This window comes from Umezawaea sp. Da 62-37, assembly GCF_032460545.1.
Lineage (GTDB): Bacteria > Actinomycetota > Actinomycetes > Mycobacteriales > Pseudonocardiaceae > Umezawaea.
Genome location: NZ_CP135965.1, coordinates 5,863,055 through 5,879,517, shown reverse-complemented (window position 1 = coordinate 5,879,517; position 16,463 = coordinate 5,863,055). Strand labels below are relative to the sequence as shown.

Below are 16,463 nucleotides of genomic sequence, written 5' to 3'. Positions count from 1 at the left end.
CTGACGTCGGATACCCGCCGGCGATCCGGCGGGTCCGCGGCCAGGCTGATCCACATGAGGATCCACGCTCTCCCGACCGAAGTCGTCGACCGCGCCCGCGCTCTGGCGGGCACCGACGAACACCACGAACTGCACGCCGGGGCTCCCGGCGAGCCCCTCCGCTGCTGCCTGACGAGGTCCGAGGGCGGTCAGCCGCTCGTGCTGTTCGGCTACTCCCCCGAGGCGGGCGCGGGGCCGTACGAGGAGGTGGGGCCGGTGTTCGTGCACGCCGAGGCCTGCGACGGGCCCGAGCGCACCGACGTCCTCCCCGCCGCGATGGTCGCCGCGCCGAGGGTGCTGCGGGCCTACGACTCGAAGGGCCGGATCCGCGGCGGGGAGCTCGCCCCCGCCGCCGACGTGGAGGCCATGACCGGCAGGCTGCTGGCCGACCCGGCGGTCGAGCAGGTCCAGGTGCGCAGCCTGTCGCACGGGTGCTTCCTGTTCGCGGTCACGCGGGACTGACGTGCGAGCATGACCGCGTGCCAGAACAGCTCACCGTCGGCGTCGGAGCCGGGGCGCGCCACCTCGGCGTGGACCGCGTGGTCGACCTCGGCCCACTGCACCCGTCCGCGCACGGCGCGTACCGCCTGCGGCTGACCGTCCGGGGCGACGCGGACGACCCGGTGATCGTCGACGCGGAGCCGCTGGTCGGACACCTGCACCGGGGCGCGGAGAAGCTGTTCGAGGTCAGGGACTACCGGCAGGTGCTGACGCTGGCCAACCGGCACGACTGGTTGGCCGCGTTCTGCAACGAGCTCGCGGTCGCGCTGGCCGTGGAGCGGATGACCGGGATGGACGTGCCGGCGCGCGCGCAGTGGCTGCGCGCGCTGCTGTGCGAGCTGAACCGGCTGATGGCGCACCTGGTGTTCCTGGCCCCGCTGACCCGCGCCCCTTCCGACACCGCGGGAACGGCGGCGGCGCTGCGCGGGCGGGAAGCCGTGCAGGCGGTGCTGGAGGAGGCGTCCGGCGGGCGGATCCACTTCATGTTCAACCGGATCGGCGGCCTGCGCGAGGACGTGCCCGCGGGGTGGACCGAGCGGGTCGCCACCGCGGTGTCCACTGTGGACATCGACCTGATCGAGGCGCACGCCGTGACCGACCGGCTGGCAGGAATCGGTGTGCTGGAACGGGAAGCGGCCCTCGCGCTCGGGGTGACCGGGCCGATCGGCCGCGCGTCCGGCGTGGACCTCGACCTGCGCCGCGACGACCCGCTGCCCGCCTACCGCGACCTCGACGTGCGCCCGGTCGTCCGGACCGAGGGGGACGCGCTGGCACGGGTCCGCTGCCTCGTCGAAGAGGCCCGGCAGTCCGTCGGGCTGATCGCGAAGTGCCTGGAACGGCTGCCCGGCGGGCCGGTGAACCTGAGGCTGCCCAAGGCGGTCAAGGCTCCCGAGGGGTCCGTCTACACGCGGGTCGAGGCGCCGCTGGGCACCTCGGGCGTGCACCTGGCCTCGCGCGGCGAGAAGACGCCGTGGCGGTTGAAGCTGCGCACGCCCTCGTTCAACAACGTGCAGGCGCTGTCCGCGTTGCTGCCCGGAACGCGCGTCGCCGACCTCGCCGCGGTGCTGGGGTCGTTCGCGGTCGTGGTCGGCGACATCGACAAGTAGGGCCGATCGGCTCCGGCGCTCAGTCCTCTTCGCGGCGGCGGCGACGGCGGGGTGAGTCGGCGTTCCCCAGCGAGGCCAGGAGTTCGCTGACCGACTTGCCGTCGGCGTGCGCGCCCGCGGGGTCGTCCGGGTCCGGCGCGCTGCGGCGACCGGGCTTCACGGGCTCGCCGCGGCCGGTGGCGAAGGCGCCGCCACCCTCCCAGCCGGGGCGCTTGTCCTTGACCGGCTCGCCGTAACCGGTGCTGTTGGGACCACCACGACGGTCCTTCACCGGCTCGCCGTAACCAGTGCTGTTGGGACCACCATGACGATCCTTCACCGGCTCGCCGTAACCGGTGCCGTTGGCACCACCACGCCGATCGTCGACCGGCTCGCCGCGACCGGTGCCGAAGGTGCCGCTGCCCTCCCACGACGGGCGTTCCTTCGCGGGCTCGCCCCGACCGGTGCTGTACACACCGGTGCCCTCCCACTTGGGACGTTCCTCGGCACGCCTGCGGCCACTCGCCTGCGGCTGCTCCTCCACCGGGCGCTGGGCCTCGGGCTGGAACAGCTCCGCGGGCGGACGCGGCGCACGTGCGGGCTGCTTCGGCGCCGGGGGCTGGGCGGGCTTCGGCGGCTCGGGCATGCGCGGGGCCTCGGGCCTGCGCTGCTCCTGGAACGGCTGCCCCAGCTGGCCGAGGCGCATCTCCATCGAGTCGAACACGTCGGGGCGGTTGGTCCGCGCCGTCGGCTGGTCGCGGCGCACCGGCGGCTTCGGCGGCTCGGCCGGGCGTTCCGGCTTCGGCGGGTCGCGGCGCACCACGATGGGCGGCTGCGCGGGCCGCTGCTGGGGCCGCGAGGGCTCGCGGCGCACCGGCTCGGTGTAGTTGGTGGACGGTCGGACCTGCTCCGGGCGCGCGGGTTTGCGCGTCTCGGACACGACCCGCTCGATCAGCTCGGTGCGCTCCACGGCGGGCGGCTGCTCCGGGACGACCTTCTGGACCATCGGCTTCACGGGACCCGCCGTGATGCCGCGGACGCGGTCGCCCTCGGTGTCGATGATCTGCCGGTCGCCGATCGCCATGAGCCTCGACTGGTCGGACAGCGACCGCATGCGCGTCGACTCCGCGCGCAGCGCGACCCGCTCGACCAGGACCTCACCACCCAGCAGCGCCTGGAGGTTCTCCCGCAGCGAGCGCAACTCGTCCCGCAGCGCGTCGAGGTCGTCCCGCGACTCCTCCTGGACCCGCTTGCGCGACTCCGCCTCGATCTCCAGCTCGTACTCGCGGCGGGCGGCGACCTCCCGCTCCAGCTCCAACTCGTAGACCGACTGGAGGTCCGCCACCTCGTCCTCGCGGTCGGCGACCTGCCGCCGGTACCGCGCGGCCAGGAAAGCGCCCACGAGAGCGGCCCACAGCGCGGAAACCACTGCCAGTCGCAGCCAGCGGGCGTTGTCGCTCAGCACCAGCAAGGCCGCGGCCACGAGGGCGAGCGCCATTGCCGCTACGAGAAGTAGTCGCCCGGTGCCACGACCGCGATCTTGTTGCTCGTCGCTCGGCGACGCGCCTCGGCCGGTCATGGGCGATACGGTACCTGGGAGTTATGCGACTGAGACCAATCTTGTCGCATCTAACTGTCCTGGTGCGTGGACCGAGGGGTCTTGCAGCAGTGCTCCAGCCACAGCGCCGAGGCGATCAGCAACCCGGCGCTGACGATGCCCACGATGGCACTGACCATGTCGTTAGCCACCGCTTCGAACTCGCCGCGCACCGGCAGGACGTAGACGAGCACCCCCGCCCAGCCCCCCAGCATGATCGCTCCCAAAAGTGAGGAAGCTTTCGCCAAAGCCACCGCGCGGGCCGCCGTGAGGGGCTCCACGGGCTTCGCGCCGGGCTTGCGGAGGATCCGGGCGCGCAACGAGAAGCCGAGCGCGACGTCGACGGCGGCGATCATCAGCAGGGTCAGCCCCGCGAGTTTCGGCAGCGCCGCGAACGAGCCGTACGCCAACCGCAGTAGTAGGTGCGCGAGCAGTCCGGCGACGAGACCGGCCGCGAGCAGATCACGTGCCTTGGTGAACCTCACGGCTCCATCCTCGCCCAACCCGGCGGCCAGGGGCTAGGCGAGCGAGTCGAGGAGGGCGGCCAGCGCGACCCTGGGGAAGACCAGCCGCGGGCCGTCGGGGTTCTTGGAGTCCCGGACGGCCACCACCGCGGGCGGGAAGGCCAGTTCGACGCACTCGTTGCCACCGCCACCGCTGTGGCTCGACCTGCGCCATTCGAGTTCGGACATCCGCGCCCCCACAGCTACCCGCCGTCCGCGACTTCCGCGATCAGCTCCGCCGAATCATCCGGGCTCAACGCCACCTCTTCGAGGGCGGCGAAGTTCAGCGTATAGGGCTCCCGCCCCTTGGGGGACTCGACATATCGACCACCGGCCAACTGCTCCAGGTAGACGACGTCGTCGAAGTGCTCCTCGGCGAACGACAGGATGGTGAACTGGTATCCCAGAGCGGGATGGGCTCCCGTCGAAGCGGGGACCACCCGGAGAACCACCCGATCGGACTCACCCATCTTCAGCAGATGCCGCAACTGCTCCTTCATGACCTCCGATCCGCCAACCGGATGACGAAGCACCGCTTCGCCGAGAATCGCATGTACGGTCAATGGTTTCCCACCGTCGCGGAGTCTTTCCTGGCGCTTGATTCGCGCTTCCACCTGGCTCAACGCGACCTGTTCAGTTGGCCGTGGGACAAATGCCTTCGCCAACGCCAGCGCGTACGGCCTGGTCTGCAGCAGACCGGGCACCAGGTCGGTCCGGAAGACCCTGGCCAGCGCGGCACCGGACTCCAGGGCCAGGTAGTCGCGCACGGCGTCCGCCACCACGTCCGATGGCAGCTCCTCCCACCAGCCAGGCACGAGGGCCCGTTCAGCTGCCTCGTAGACGAGCGTCCGCTCCTTGTCCGGAACCTGGTAGATCAAACCCAGCGCCATCACGTCGGCGGGCTTGATCGGGTGGTGCGCATTCTCGATCTTGCTCAGCTTCGCCTGCGAGAAGCCCGCGACCTTGCACACATCAGCGCCACTGCGGCCTGTTTCCCAGCGCCAAGCCGCAAGACTGCGGGCCACGAGTCTTTCGCGCACATTCGGCTTGTACGAGCTCATGCCGGAAATTGTAGGGACGAATTGCGTTATTCGCCAATTTTTGTTTCACGAATACCCAGCGAAAGGTCCGCGCGCAAGTGCACATCTTCATCGTTGAAGTCCAGCTCGGCGATACGCCCGAATCCCGGCAATACCGCATCGGGTGATACGTCGAGCCACGGAATCAACACAGTGGCACGTTCATGAGCGCCCGGATGCGGCAAAAGCAACTCGGGATCACTCGAAAGGACGCCGTCCACCGCCACGACGTCCACGTCCAGTGTGCGGGGCCCCCAGCGCTGGTCCCGCACCCGTTCGGCGGCACGCTCCAGCGCCTGGCCCCGGCGCAGCCAGCCCCACTCGTCCACGTCGGGCGACTCGACCACCAGCACGGCGTTGAGGAAGTCGGCCTGGTCCAGCACGCCCCATGGCGCCGTCTCGTACACCGGGGACACCGCGACCAGCACGTCGGCGAACCCCCGCACGGCCAACTGGAGGTAGCCGAACCGGTCGCCCATGTTCGAGCCGATCGACAGGACGGCCCTGGTCACGGCCGGGTCCGGCGGATGGTGACCGACACGTCGGCGAACGACAGCGGGATCGGCGCGGACGGCTTGTGCACGGTCACCTCCACGGCGTGCAGCCGGTCGTCGACCATCACCTCGTCGGCGATCCGGCCCGCGAGCGCCTCGATCAGGTCGTACGGCTTGCCCGCGACGATCGCGGCCACGCCCTCGGCCAGCTCGCCGTAGTGCAGCGTGTCCGCCAGGTCGTCGGACGCGGCCGCACGGCTCAAGTCCAGCCAGGCGGTGACGTCGACCAGGAAGTCCTGGCCATCGCGCTTCTCGTGCTCGAAGACGCCGTGGTGACCGCGCACCCGCAGGCCGGTCAACGTGATCCGGTCGGCGGTCATCTCGCAGCCTCCGCGGGGAAGATCACATCGGCCGGCATGTCGCCGCCTCCACTGGGGCACTCACGTCGGCGGTCATCTCGCAGCCTCCGCTGAGAAGATCACGTCGGCTGGCATCTCGCAGCCTCCGCTGAGAAGATCACGTCGGCTGGCATCTCGCAGCCTCCGCTGAGAAGATCACGTCGGCTGGCATCTCGCAGCCTCCGCTGAGAAGATCACGTCGGCTGGCATCCCCGCCTCCAAGCCTGCGCCACGGCCACGGCGTCGAGCGACTTCTCCACATCGTGCACCCGCACGCCCCAGGCGCCCGCGAACGCCGACAGCGCCGACACGGCGGCGGTGGCGTCCTCGCGGCCGTCGGGCTCGCGGTCGTCGAGCAGGCTCCCCAGGAAGCGCTTGCGGGACGCGCCGACCAGCACCGGGAAACCCAGCGCCAGCAACTCGTCCAGCCGGTGCAGGAGCTGCCAGTTGTGCTCCGCGCGCTTCGCGAACCCCAGGCCGGGGTCGAGGACGATGTTGTCCGCCCGGACCCCCGCCGCCAGCGCCGCGTCCACGCGGGCCAGCAGCTCGTCGCGCACCTCGTGCACCACGTCGGTGTAGTTGGCCAGCGAGTTCATCTCCCGGCTCAGCCCGCGCCAGTGCATCAGGATCCACGGCACCCCGGCCTCGGCGGCGACCTTGGCCATGCTGGGGTCCGCCAGACCGCCGGACACGTCGTTGATGATCGCCGCACCGGCCTCCAGGGCGGCGTACGCGACCTCGGCGCGGGAGGTGTCCACGCTCACCGGCACGCCCTCGGCGACCAGCGATCCGATCACCGATGTGATCCGGGCCGACTCCACGTCCGCCGCGACCCGCTCGGCACCGGGCCTGGTCGACTCGCCGCCGACGTCCACCACGTCGGCGCCGCTGCGGTGCATGGCGACACCGTGCGCCACGGCGTGGTCGTGGTCGAGGTACCGGCCGCCGTCGGAGAACGAGTCCGGCGTGACGTTGAGGACACCCATCACGACGCAGTGCCCAGGCTCGGGCACGCTCACCTCAGACGTCCTCTGATCAGGTTGATCGCCTCGGAGCGCGACGACGCCGAGCTGCGCAGGACCCCCCGCACCGCCGACGTCGTGGTGCGCGACCCCGGCTTGCGGACGCCGCGCATGCCCATGCACAGGTGCTCCGCCTCGATCACGACGATCACGCCGCGCGGTTCCAGCCTGCGCACCAGCGCCTCGGCGACCTGCGAGGTCAGCCGCTCCTGCACCTGCGGGCGCTTGGCGTACAGGTCGACCAGCCGCGCCAGCTTCGACAGCCCCGTCACCCGGCCCTGCTCGTTCGGGATGTACCCGACGTGCGCCACGCCGTGGAAGGGGAGGAGGTGGTGCTCACAGAAGGAATACATCGGGATATCGGTCACCAGGACGAGTTCCTCGTGGCTCTCGTCGAAGGTCTTCGCGAGCACGCTGTCCGGGTCGGTGTAGAGCCCGGCGAACAGCTCGCGGTACGCCCGCGCGACCCGTGCGGGGGTGTCGCGGAGGCCTTCGCGTTCGGGGTCCTCACCGCAGGCGATCAGCAGTTCGCGGACGGCCCGCTCGGCGCGGGCGTGGTCGAAGACGCGCCGCGCGACGCCGGCCTCCCCAGAGCTGGGGAGGCCGGCGTCGTCGTCGTGGTCGAACTCGGTCACTTGCGGTTGTCCGGGTCGTTGTCGAACGACCTCTTGCCCGCCTCGGCCTCGGTCGGCTCCGTCGGGGTCGGGGCCCAGGAACCGGACGGCTGCCCGCCGGGCACCGTGGCCGGGGTCCAGCCGGGGGGCGCGCCGTAGTTCGGCGGTCCCGACTGGTTGACCGGCTGCGGCTGGTACCCGTTCGGCGCCCCGTTGGCGGGCGGCGGCGGGTCCTGCGGGCGGTCGCTCAGCGGCGGGGGCTCCGGCGGGAGGGTGTCCTCCACGATCGGGGGCCACGGCTCGCCGCGTTCCTTGGCGAGCTCACCCGGCGTCTTGACCGGCGGGATGTCCGAGGGCGTGCGGTCACCGAAGTCGTTGAACTGGGTGATCCGCGGTCGCTTCTCGACCCGCGCGAAGATCCGCTCCAGGTCCTTCTGGTGCAGGGTCTCCTTCTCGATCAGTTCGAGCGTGAGGTCGTCCAGGACGTCGCGGTAGGTGTTGAGCACCTCGTACGCCTCGGTGTGCGCGGCCTCGATGAGCTTGCGGACTTCCTCGTCGATCTCGTGCGCGACCTCGAGCGAGTAGTCGGCCTGGCGACCGGCCGTGCGGCCCAGGAAGGGCTCGCCCTGCTCCTGGCCGTACTTCACGGCGCCCAGCTTGGCGCTCATGCCGTACTCGGTGACCATCGCGCGGGCGATCTTGGTCGCCTGCTCGATGTCGTTCGAGGCGCCCGTGGTCGGCTCGTGGAAGACCAGCTCCTCTGCGGACCTGCCGCCGAGCGCGAACACCAGCCGGGCGATCATCTCGGACCTGGTCATCAGGTCCTTGTCCTCCTCGGGCACGGAGAGGGTGTGACCACCCGTCCGGCCGCGGGCGAGGATCGTGACCTTGTAGACCGGGTCGATGTCCGGCATGGCCCACGCGGCCAGGGCGTGCCCGGCCTCGTGGTACGCGGTGATCTTCTTCTCCTTCTCGGAGATGAGCCTGCTCTTGCGAGCGGGCCCGCCGATCACGCGGTCGACGGACTCCTCCAGCTCGACGCCCGTGATGACCGTGCCGTTCTTGCGCGCGGTCAGCAGCGCGGCCTCGTTGACGACGTTGGCCAGGTCGGCGCCGGAGAACCCGACGGTGCGCTTGGCCAGGCCGTCGAGGTCCGTCTCGTCGGCAAGGGGCTTGCCCTTCGAGTGCACGCGCAGGATCTGCTTGCGACCCTTCAGGTCCGGCGGGGACACCGGGATCTGCCGGTCGAAGCGACCGGGGCGCAGCAGTGCGGGGTCGAGGATGTCCGGCCGGTTCGTCGCCGCGATCAGGATGATCCCGCCGCGCGAGTCGAAGCCGTCCATCTCCACCAGCAGCTGGTTGAGCGTCTGCTCGCGCTCGTCGTGGCCACCGCCCATGCCGGCGCCGCGGTGGCGGCCGACGGCGTCGATCTCGTCGACGAAGATGATGCAGGGCGCGTTGGCCTTGGCCTGTTCGAACAGGTCGCGGACGCGCGAGGCGCCCACGCCGACGAACATCTCGACGAAGTCCGAACCCGAGATGGAGTAGAACGGCACACCCGCCTCACCCGCGACAGCGCGGGCGAGCAGGGTCTTGCCGGTTCCGGGAGGGCCGTAGAGCAGGACGCCCTTCGGGATCTTCGCGCCCAGAGCCTGGTAGCGGCCGGGGTTCTGGAGGAAGTCCTTGATCTCCTCGAGTTCCTCGACGGCCTCTTCGGCTCCGGCGACGTCACCGAACGTCGTCTTGGGCATGTCCTTGGACAACTGCTTGGCCTTGGACTTGCCGAAGTTCATGACGCGGTTGCCGCCACCCTGGGCGTTGTTCATCATCCACATCAGCAGCAGCAACAAGAGCCCGAGAGGCACCAGGTAGATCAGCACCTGCATCAGGAACGACTCCTGGCTGACCTTCGTCTCCAGGACGGGCTTGTTCGACGCCTCGTCCAGGATCTTGAAGATGTCGTCCGTGGACGACGCCGGGAACTGCGTGATCAGCCGGTCGTGGCCGTTGAAGTTCGCGCCGGGGTTCAAGGTCAGCTTGAGCCGCTGTTCCTTGTCCTCGAGCGTGACTTCCTTGACGTTGCCGGCACGCACTTGTTGCAGCGCTTCGGACGTCTTGACCGGGGTGTACCCCCTGGTGTCGTCGAAGAGCATGGTGAAGATGAAGTAGAACATCAACACCGCCGCGATCCACAGCAGCGGGTTGCGAAGCAGGCGCTTGCGGTCCATTCACTTACGGCCGTCGGGCGGCCTCGACCCTCCCTGACTTGCATGTCGGGTGATGGGGGCCCCACCTCTCCCGTCGACGGGCACTGACGGGTCCACCCGTCCGGCCAGCCTACCGCCCGTCGGCCCGCCCCTGCCGATCCACGCGGGGATGCGGCAGGAACGTGCACTCGGACAGTACTGAGCGGACAACGGACGAACCCGGCAGGCGGTTCCCCGCCGTGACCCCGAACACGAACGGCGGGCCGGAAAGGTTCAGGAATTCCAATACATGAGCATTGCTCAGGCGACTGACGCAGCAGTCGACTGGGCCGAACGGCCCAATCTCGCGGCCGATGTCGCCGGATGGTCGAGACTGGGCGTGAACTTCCGGCCCCCGACACCCGTAACACTCGATGGAGTCGCTTCGTTTAACACGTAGCGACCTGCATCGATCCACAAGGGTTATGGGAAACCGAGCCCAGCCCCCGACAGCCCAGCACGTGCCACCCTCAGAACACGGAGAGTTTCCCGTCACCCTCAAAGGGTGAATACCTAACCGAAGGTACCGACGGTATGTCATCGCGCAACCAGCCCCCCAGCCTCCTCCGCCGCGCACTCCTCCCAGTGGGAGCGCTGATCGGCGTGGTCGCGGCGGTCGGCGTCACCGTGGTCGCCCTCAAGGCCACCGCGGGCGCCGAGTGCCAAGGCGCGCTCCCGTTGAAGGTCGCGGTGGCGCCCGCCGCCGAGGAGGTCGTGCGACAGACCGCCGCCGAGTACCAGGCGGGCCAGCCGATCGTCGACGGCCGGTGCGTCCAGGTCCAGGTCGAGTCGCGGGGCGCCGCCGACGTGGCGACCGAGCTGCCCACCGCGCAGATCAACCCGCCCGCGCTGTGGATCCCGGACTCGTCGATGTGGGCCGCCGAGACGCAGAAGGAGGCCGGCGAGATCGGCACCGACGCGCCGCGCCTCGAGGTGAAGAGCTCGCTGGCCAGCTCGCCGCTGGTCATCGCGGGCTCCGAGCAGGCGATGACGAAGCTCGGCTGGCCGGTCACGCCGGTCAGCTGGACGCGCGTGGTCGACCCCGCCGTCCGCGTGACGCTGAGCGACCCGACGCAGTCCACCGAGGGCCTCGCCACGCTGGCCGTCATCCGCGGCCTGCTCGGCAACCCCGACGGGTCGCCCAAGTCCGAGCTGGTCAGCGCGCTGCTGCGGGTCGGCCGCGAGGCGCTGCCGTCGGTCCGGGACGCGTTCAACAAGGTCACCCAGGGCGCCGAGAACGCGCCGGTGTTCACCGCGAGCGAGCAGAACGTGATCGCGAACAACCGCTCGGTCGGTGAACGCCGGGTCGTGGCCTCCTACCCCAAGGAGGGCACGCTCGGCTTCGACTTCCCGCTGGTGCGGGTGAGCAGGCCGGGCGAGCACTCCGGCACGGAGTCCGCGGCGGCCGGGTTCGAGAAGGCGCTGCGCTCCCCGGAGGCCGCGAAGCGGTTCGCCGACGCCGGGTTCCGCACCCCGCAGGGCCGTGCGCCCGAGGGCTGGACGACCGAGGAGGACGGCGTCAACGGCGACCAGGTGACGCTGCTGAAGGCGCCGTCGACCGACCAGGTGTCCGAGCTGCTGCGCACGTGGGGCGCCATCGCGCTCGACTCGCGGATGCTGGCGGTGCTGGACGTGTCCGGGTCGATGGCCGAGAAGATGAGCAACGGCCAGACCAGGATCGAGGCCGCCACCCAGGCGGCGCTGACCGCGCTGAGCCTGATGCCGGACACCTCGGACATCGGCCTGTGGGCGTTCTCGACGGACAAGAAGCCGCCGAACGACTGGATCTCGCTCGTCCCGATCGGCCCGCTCGGCGAGCCGCTGAGCGGCAAGCCCCGGCGCGACGTGCTGGTCGCGGGCGCGCAGAACCTGGCGGCGATCGTCGGCGGCGGCACCGCGCTCAACGACACGGCGCTGGCCGCGTGGCGCTTCATGCAGTCGACCTACGACCCGCTGAAGATCAACTCGGTCACGCTCATCACCGACGGCAAGAACGACGACATCTCCAGCATCGACATGGCGGACCTGGTCGCGACCTTCAAGAAGGAGGCCGATCCGGCCCGGCCGGTGCCGATGATCATGGTGGGGCTCGGCCAGGAGGCCGACATGGACGCCTTGCGGCAGATCTCCGACGCCACCGGCGGCAAGGCCTACCAGGCGTTGCAGCCCGCCGACATCCAGGGCGTGCTGCTCGACGCGATCAGCCAGCGGCGCTGCCGCCCGAACTGCTAGGTCGACTCCGGCGGGGCCACGTCGTGGCCACCGACAAGCGGAAGGGCTCGCACACGGTGTGTGCGAGCCCTTCCGCTTGTCAGCCGCACTACACCGAGTAGACCTTGGGGTCCAGCGTGCCGATGTAGGGGAGGTCGCGGTAGCGCTCGGCGTAGTCCAAGCCGTAGCCCACGACGAACTCGTTCGGGATGTCGAAGCCGACGTACTTCACCGGCACCTCGACCTTGATGGCGTCGGGCTTGCGCAGCAACGTGCAGACCTCGAGCGAGCGCGGCTTGCGCGACGCCAGGTTCTTCAGCAGCCACGACAGCGTGAGTCCGGAGTCGATGATGTCCTCGACGATCAGGACGTCGCGGTCCGCGATGTCCCGGTCGAGGTCCTTGAGGATGCGGACGACGCCCGAGGAGGACGTGGAGGAGCCGTACGAGCTGACCGCCATGAACTCCAGCTGGACGGGCACGGGAAGCGCCCTCGCCAGGTCCGTCATGAACATCACCGCGCCCTTGAGCACCGTGATCAGCACGAGATCGGTTTCACCGTCGTGGGGGTAGTCGGCCGCGACTTTCTTCGCGAGTTCGGTGACCTTGTCGCCGATCTCCTGCTCGGTGATCAGCGTTGAGGCGATGTCGCCGTCGTACACGGTGTCCCCTCTGTCATGACTGCCTTGGGTCAAGCCTGAGCCTGCCATGCGCGCGCCGCGCCACCAACCCGCCGGACAGCCACACTCCGCCCTGCCCCTTCCACCCGGCTACCAGCGCGTCCACCGCCCGAACGTGCGAATCGGACAACTCGGGCGTGCCTGAGGCGAGCAGCCAGCGCCTGATCACCCGGCGGCGCACGGCGGCGGGCAACGGCTCCAGCGCGGCGATGTCGGCGGGATCACCCCCGAAGGCTTCGGCGATCCCGTCCAGGGCGTCGTTGTCCTCGCGCAACTGGGCCGCGGTGCGGGCCAGAGCGGCGGCGACCCCGCCGTGCAGCACGTCCTCCAGCAGCGGCAGCACGTCGGCGCGCAGCCGGACCCTGGTGAAGGCCGGGTCGGTGTTGTGCGGGTCGAGCCACGGGTCCAGGCCCAGCGCGGCGCAGGCGGCGGTCGTGGTGGCGCGGGAGGTCCCGAGCAGCGGCCTGCCCCACGGCGGGTCGAGCGGACGCATACCCGCGATCGACCGGGGGCCGGAGCCGCGGCCCAGTCCCAGCAGCACCGTTTCGGCCTGGTCGTCCATGGTGTGGCCGAGCAGCACGAGCCCCTTGGCCGGCCGCAGCGCCGCGTACCTGGCACGTCTCGCGGCCGCTTCGGGCCCACCGGGGCCCTGCACCACGACCGGCAGCACCTCAGCGTCCAGGCCGAGTTCCCGGCACTGGCCCGCGGCCCGCTCGGCGACCTCGGCGGACCCGGCCTGGAGACCGTGGTCCACGACCAGGCCGCGCACCGCCAGGCCCAGTCGCCCGGCGACGTGCGCGGTCGCCGCGGCCAACGCCAGCGAGTCCGCTCCGCCCGACACCGCGACCGCGACCCCACCGCACGTCAGGTGCTCGCCGGCGTCGGCGAGGAACCGCCGCACGGCCGTCCGCACCGCCGAGACGGCCGGGTCGGGCCCGTTCACGGTGCGACGCGGCGCAGCCACTCCGCCGGATCGGTGATCTCGGCGCGGGTCGGCAGCGTCTCCGGCGACGTCCAGACCGCGTTGAAGCGCTCCATGCCCACCGCGTCCACGACGTGCCCGGTGAACGCGGCGCCCTCGGCGTACTGGCGGACCTTCGCCTCGACGCCGAGCAGGGTGCGCAGCGCCCGGTCCAGCACGCCACCGCCCTTGCGGCGCTCGGTGAACCGGTCGCGGATGGTGTGCACCGACGGGACCACGGACGGGCCGACGGCGTCCATGACGTGGTCGGCGTGGCCCTCCAGCAGCGTGGACAGCGCGACCAGTCGATCGATCGCGGCCTTCTGGTCGGCCGACTGGAACAGCTCGATCAGCCCGATCGGGCCGTCGGTCTCGCGGATCCGCTTGCGGAACTCGCGCACGACCTCGGGCAGCTTGGTGATCGACCCGGACGACGAGTCCATGGCGAGCAGCAGTTCCGCGACCTGGGTGGCGAAGTACTCGCGCAGCCACGGCACCGCGGTGAACTGGAGCCGGTGCGTGCACTCGTGCAGGCAGACCCACAGGCTGAAGTCCTCGGCTGGCACGTCCAGCGCCCGCTGCGCGCCGACGATGTTGGGCGCCACCAGCAGCAGCCGCCCACCGCCGTCGCCGCCGAACGGGTCGTACTGGCCGAGCACGCGGGAGCTGAGGAACGACAGCACGATCCCCGCCTGCACCCCGGCCGTGCTCGCCATGACCCCGCCGAGCGGGCCGCTGGTCCGGGGCATCGCGGAGTCGGTCAGGGCGGCGAGGCCCTGCACCGCGGCGCGCGCCCACGCGGGCCGGTCCACGACCTCGCCGGGCAGCAGCGGGAGGCCGTGCCCGAGCCCGGTCAGCTCGCGCACGTGCACCTCGGCCTCGGGAGCCAGCTCCCGCAGCCGGTGCACCGCGACGTCGGCCTCCGCTCTCGGGATCACCGGCCCCGGCCGCACCAGGCGCGCGGCCGTGTTCGCGGCCAGCTCCCAGTCCACAGGGGTGGTCGTCTCGCCCGGTCGTGCCACACGGGCTTGCGGTGCCGCGTTCACGCTTCCGACGCTACCTGCGCGCCGGAGCGGGCGCGACGGCCGTCGACCGGATGCCCCATCAAGGACAACCACAGCCACGCAGGGTGGCCGCGAGGACGTCCAGCGCCTGGCGGACCTCGTCGGCGCTGCCGGGGCTGTTCGACATGAACGCGAACACCAGGAGCCTGCCGTCGGTGTCCACGACGGCGCCCGCGAGCGAGTTCACGCCGGTCAGGGTGCCGGTCTTGGCGCGCACCCAGCCCTTCCCGCTCGACGCGACCGTCTGGTACCGGCTCGCCAGGGTGCCGCTGCCGCCCGCGACGGGCAGGGCGGTCAGCAGCGGGCGCAGCTTCGCGGTGCGCGGGTCGCTCGCGTCCGGCTTCGCCGCGACCTCGATGATCTGGCCGAGCAGCTTCGCCGGGATCTTGTTCTGTGGCGACATGCCGCTGGCGTCGACGACCGTGGTCCCGCCGACGTCGAACTGGTTCTTGGTCAGCACGTCCTTGACGGCCTTGGCCGCGCCCTCGAACGACGCGGGCTGGCCGTTGACCGCGGCGACCTCGCGGGCGAGCGCCTCGGCCAGGATGTTGTCCGAGATCTGCATGGCGTTCTCGACGAGCCGGTCGATCGGCGCGGACTTCACCTCGCCCAGCACCTTCGCGCCGGTGCCGGACGGCGCCGTGCCGGGGGTCGCGGTGGCCACGCCGAGCCGCTGCGCCAGTCCGGTGGCGGCGTCGACGGCGGGCGTGGAGGTGCGCGGGCTGTTCGGGTTCATCGGGTCCTGCCTGCCGCCGTCCACCATGAACGGCACCATCGGCGTGATGGAGCCGCCGGGGATGTCGGCGGGGTCCCAGCCGGGGGCCAGACCCTCGCCCGCGTACCGGCCGAGGTCGAACTGGACCGCCGTGACGGGACCGGTCGTGTTGGCCTTGACCTGGGTGGCGAGGTCGTCGAGCGTGGCGGCGCCGGGGTAGACGGTGGTGACGTCGTCGGGCTGCGACGACAGCGTCGGGTCACCTCCGCCGACGACCACGACGGTGCCGGGCAAATCGCCCTGGACGACCTTCGTGGACAGCTGCGCGGTGTGGTCGACCGACAGCAGCGCCGCGGCGGCGGCCAGGATCTTGATCGTGGACGCGGGCACCAGCGGCGTGGTGTCGCCCTGCTGCCACAGCGTCGTGCCGGTGGCCGGGTCGATCACGACCCCGGTCAACGGGCTGAGCACCCCGGCGGCGGCGGGGCCCGCCAACGCGGCGCTGATGCCGGAGGCGCTCGGCGTGGGGGCGTCCTTGGCGACGCCCTTCACCGACAGCGACACCGCCGCGGGCGGGGCGGGCGGCTGCGTGGTGGAGGCGACCGTGCCGCCGAACCAGTCGAGCTGGTTGGCGGCGAACACCACTCCGCCGACGAGGGCGACCACGAGCACCAGCGCGCCGGCGAGCAGCAGCGGCTTGCGGCGCTTCGGGGCGTCACCGGGCGTATCCGCCGTCGCGGGCGGTGCGGGCTTCGAGAGCTCGGCGGTCTCCTGCGCGGGCTCGGCGGCCGGAACCTGCTCGAACTGCGCGGGAATCCGCTCGGGCAGCGCCCTCGGCTCCGCGGGACCCGGCTGGACCACCGGGCGCAGCGGCGGGGAGAGCCGCGGCAGCTTCGGCTGCGGTCTGGGCACCTGGATCCGCATGGTCGGCGGGTCCGCGGGGCGCGCGGGCGGCGCGGGCTTGACCGGCTTCGGCCGCTGGACCTGCACCGTCGGCGGATCGGCCTGCGGCTTGGGCGGCACCTTCGATATCACCGTCGGCGGATCGGAGGGCGGTTTCGGCGGGTCCGCGGGCGCCTGCGGAGCGACCTCGAACACCCCCGAGTCGTCGTCCTCGGTGGGCCACGAGAGCTCGTCCGGCACACCGGAATCGGGGTCGCCAGGTCCGGGCACGCGATCCTCCGTAGATCTTGTAAGGGCAATCTCACACCCGTCGGCAACCACCACGATGCGGTTCGCGCGGACGTCGTAGTCC

Annotated in this window: 16 protein-coding genes; 3 read left to right on the top strand and 13 right to left on the bottom strand. The window is 71.2% G+C overall.

The genetic code is table 11. The annotated features are described in order from the left end of the window. Positions 1–54: 54 nt before the first annotated feature. Positions 55–501: a DUF1203 domain-containing protein gene (locus tag RM788_RS27010; RefSeq protein WP_315934570.1), complete on the top strand. Its 447-nt coding sequence runs from the start codon at positions 55–57 to the stop codon at positions 499–501. Between the two features lie 17 nt (positions 502–518). After that, the gene (locus RM788_RS27005; RefSeq protein ID WP_315934569.1) at positions 519–1,646 is read left to right on the top strand and encodes an NADH-quinone oxidoreductase subunit D; all 1,128 of its coding nucleotides are present in this window, start codon (positions 519–521) and stop codon (positions 1,644–1,646) included. A gap of 19 nt (positions 1,647–1,665) precedes the next feature. Here RM788_RS27005 and RM788_RS27000 read toward each other — a convergent pair whose 3' ends face one another. The 9 genes from RM788_RS27000 to ftsH form a co-directional block, all read right to left on the bottom strand. Beyond that, a complete protein-coding gene (locus RM788_RS27000; RefSeq protein WP_315934568.1) occupies positions 1,666–3,123 on the bottom strand; it encodes a DUF6779 domain-containing protein in 1,458 nt (485 codons plus the stop codon). Positions 3,124–3,254: 131 nt separating this feature from the next. After that, complete coding sequence (locus tag RM788_RS26995; protein ID WP_315934567.1) at positions 3,255–3,707, bottom strand: DUF3180 domain-containing protein; 453 nt, start codon at positions 3,705–3,707, stop codon at positions 3,255–3,257. A 33-nt stretch (positions 3,708–3,740) separates the two neighbouring features. Next, positions 3,741–3,914, bottom strand: a complete 174-nt coding sequence (locus RM788_RS26990) for a DUF397 domain-containing protein (RefSeq protein WP_315934566.1) — start codon at positions 3,912–3,914, stop codon at positions 3,741–3,743. Positions 3,915–3,928: 14 nt separating this feature from the next. After that, a complete protein-coding gene (locus tag RM788_RS26985) occupies positions 3,929–4,786 on the bottom strand; it encodes a helix-turn-helix domain-containing protein (RefSeq protein ID WP_315934565.1) in 858 nt (285 codons plus the stop codon). A 26-nt stretch (positions 4,787–4,812) separates the two neighbouring features. After that, complete coding sequence (folK, locus tag RM788_RS26980) at positions 4,813–5,316, bottom strand: 2-amino-4-hydroxy-6-hydroxymethyldihydropteridine diphosphokinase (protein WP_315934564.1); 504 nt, start codon at positions 5,314–5,316, stop codon at positions 4,813–4,815. Further along, positions 5,313–5,678 carry a dihydroneopterin aldolase gene (gene folB, locus RM788_RS26975; RefSeq protein ID WP_315934563.1) on the bottom strand — a complete coding sequence of 122 codons (366 nt, stop codon included), beginning with the start codon at positions 5,676–5,678 and terminating at the stop codon, positions 5,313–5,315. Before folB ends, folK begins: the two co-directional genes overlap by 4 nt. Positions 5,679–5,890: 212 nt before the next feature. Continuing rightward, positions 5,891–6,682 carry a dihydropteroate synthase gene (gene folP, locus RM788_RS26970; RefSeq protein WP_315934774.1) on the bottom strand — a complete coding sequence of 264 codons (792 nt, stop codon included), beginning with the start codon at positions 6,680–6,682 and terminating at the stop codon, positions 5,891–5,893. Between the two features lie 29 nt (positions 6,683–6,711). Beyond that, positions 6,712–7,353, bottom strand: coding sequence for a GTP cyclohydrolase I FolE (gene folE / locus RM788_RS26965; RefSeq protein WP_315934562.1), 642 nt, complete (start codon positions 7,351–7,353; stop codon positions 6,712–6,714). Then, positions 7,350–9,560, bottom strand: coding sequence for an ATP-dependent zinc metalloprotease FtsH (ftsH, locus tag RM788_RS26960; RefSeq protein WP_315934561.1), 2,211 nt, complete (start codon positions 9,558–9,560; stop codon positions 7,350–7,352). Before ftsH ends, folE begins: the two co-directional genes overlap by 4 nt. Positions 9,561–10,163: 603 nt before the next feature. On the opposite strand from ftsH, the gene RM788_RS26955 reads away from it, so the two are divergent. Then, the gene (locus RM788_RS26955) at positions 10,164–11,810 is read left to right on the top strand and encodes a substrate-binding and VWA domain-containing protein (RefSeq protein WP_315934560.1); all 1,647 of its coding nucleotides are present in this window, start codon (positions 10,164–10,166) and stop codon (positions 11,808–11,810) included. Between the two features lie 88 nt (positions 11,811–11,898). Here the strand turns inward: RM788_RS26955 and hpt are convergent, their stop codons facing one another. From hpt to dacB, 4 genes are read right to left on the bottom strand one after another with little or no spacing between them, the layout of a single operon-like run. Then, positions 11,899–12,450, bottom strand: coding sequence for a hypoxanthine phosphoribosyltransferase (hpt, locus tag RM788_RS26950; protein ID WP_315934559.1), 552 nt, complete (start codon positions 12,448–12,450; stop codon positions 11,899–11,901). A 13-nt stretch (positions 12,451–12,463) separates the two neighbouring features. Further along, positions 12,464–13,411, bottom strand: a complete 948-nt coding sequence (gene tilS / locus RM788_RS26945) for a tRNA lysidine(34) synthetase TilS (protein ID WP_315934558.1) — start codon at positions 13,409–13,411, stop codon at positions 12,464–12,466. Further along, positions 13,408–14,475, bottom strand: a complete 1,068-nt coding sequence (locus RM788_RS26940) for an Rv3626c family coenzyme F420 biosynthesis-associated protein (RefSeq protein ID WP_315934557.1) — start codon at positions 14,473–14,475, stop codon at positions 13,408–13,410. Before RM788_RS26940 ends, tilS begins: the two co-directional genes overlap by 4 nt. Before the next feature lie 58 nt (positions 14,476–14,533). Then, on the bottom strand, positions 14,534–16,381 hold the full coding sequence (gene dacB, locus RM788_RS26935; protein WP_315934556.1) for a D-alanyl-D-alanine carboxypeptidase/D-alanyl-D-alanine endopeptidase: 1,848 nt from the start codon (positions 16,379–16,381) through the stop codon (positions 14,534–14,536). Positions 16,382–16,463 lie beyond the last annotated feature (82 nt).